At 65.0% G+C, this 1,234-nt stretch carries 1 protein-coding gene; it reads right to left on the reverse strand.

What is annotated here, in order from left to right; translation table 11 throughout:
* A partial coding sequence (gene pepN, locus MTQ10_RS30585; protein ID WP_247474019.1) for an aminopeptidase N occupies positions 1–1,234 on the reverse strand: 1,234 nt, incomplete at both ends.

Raw genomic sequence — 1,234 nt, forward strand, 5'->3', positions numbered from 1 at the left:
GTGCGGTGGGGGCGGGTGCCGTGGTGGCGGAGGGTGAGGGTCCAGGTGCTGGGGCGGGTGTCGACGGTGGTGGTGAGGGTGTCGACTCCGGTGGTGCGGAGCCAGGCGTCGGCCCAGGCGTGGACGTCGCGGTCGGTGTGGGCGGCGAGGGAGTCGATGAAGTCGGTGAGGGTGGCGTTGGCGAATTTGTGTCGTCGGAAGTGGGTGTTGATGCCGGCGAGGAAGTTTTTTTCGCCTAGCCAGGTGACGAGTTGGCGGAGGGCTGAGGCGCCTTTGGCGTAGGAGATGCCGTCGAAGTTGAGGAGGGCGGTGGCGGTGTCGTCGACTTGGGTGGGGGCGACGGGGTGGGTGGTGGGGCGTTGGTCTGCGTCGTAGCCCCAGGCTTTGCGGGTGATGGCGAAGTCGGTCCAGGTGTCGGTGTAGTGGGTGGCTTCGGTGAGGGTTTGGTAGCCCATGTATTCGGCGAAGGACTCGTTGAGCCAGATGTCGTCCCACCAGGTGAGGGTGACGAGGTCGCCGAACCACATGTGGGCCATTTCGTGGGCGATGACCATGGCGCGGGTCTGGCGTTCGGTGTCGGTGACGGCGGAGCGGTAGACGAATTCGTCGCGGAAGGTGACGAGGCCGGGGTTTTCCATGGCTCCGGCGTTGAATTCGGGGACGAAGGCTTGGTCGTAGGAGTCGAAGGGGTAGGGTTCTTCGAATTTTTCGTGGTAGCGGTCGAAGCAGGCGCGGGTGATGTGGAGGATTTCTTCGGCGTCTGCGTCGAGGTGGGGGGCGAGGGAGCGGCGGCAGTGGATGCCGAAGGGGAGTCCGCGGTGTTGGGTGCGGATGCTGTGCCAGGGGCCGGCGGCGATGGCGACGAGGTAGGTGGAGATGGGTGGGGTGGTGGCGGCTTTCCAGTGGCCGTCGGTTTGTTGGTGGGTGTTGCTGTTGGTGAGGACGGTCCAGTTGGTGGGGGTGGTGACGGTGAGGTCGAAGGTGGCTTTGAGGTCGGGTTGGTCGAAGGCGGGGAAGACGTGTTGGACGTTGTCCAGGAAGAGTTGGGTGTAGACGTAGGTTTCGCCGTCGGTGGGGTCGGTGAAGCGGTGCATGCCTTCGCCGGTGCGTGAGTAGCGCATGGTGGCGTGCAGATGGAGTTCGTGGTCGCCGGCGGTGAGGGTGAGGGGCAGGCGGTTGTCGTCGAGGGGTGTCTCTTTTAAACATATCCCAGCCCCCGAGACTACCCGGCACC

The sequence above is a fragment of the Streptomyces sp. XM83C genome (genome assembly GCF_023072675.1).
Taxonomy (GTDB): domain Bacteria; phylum Actinomycetota; class Actinomycetes; order Streptomycetales; family Streptomycetaceae; genus Streptomyces; species Streptomyces thermocoprophilus.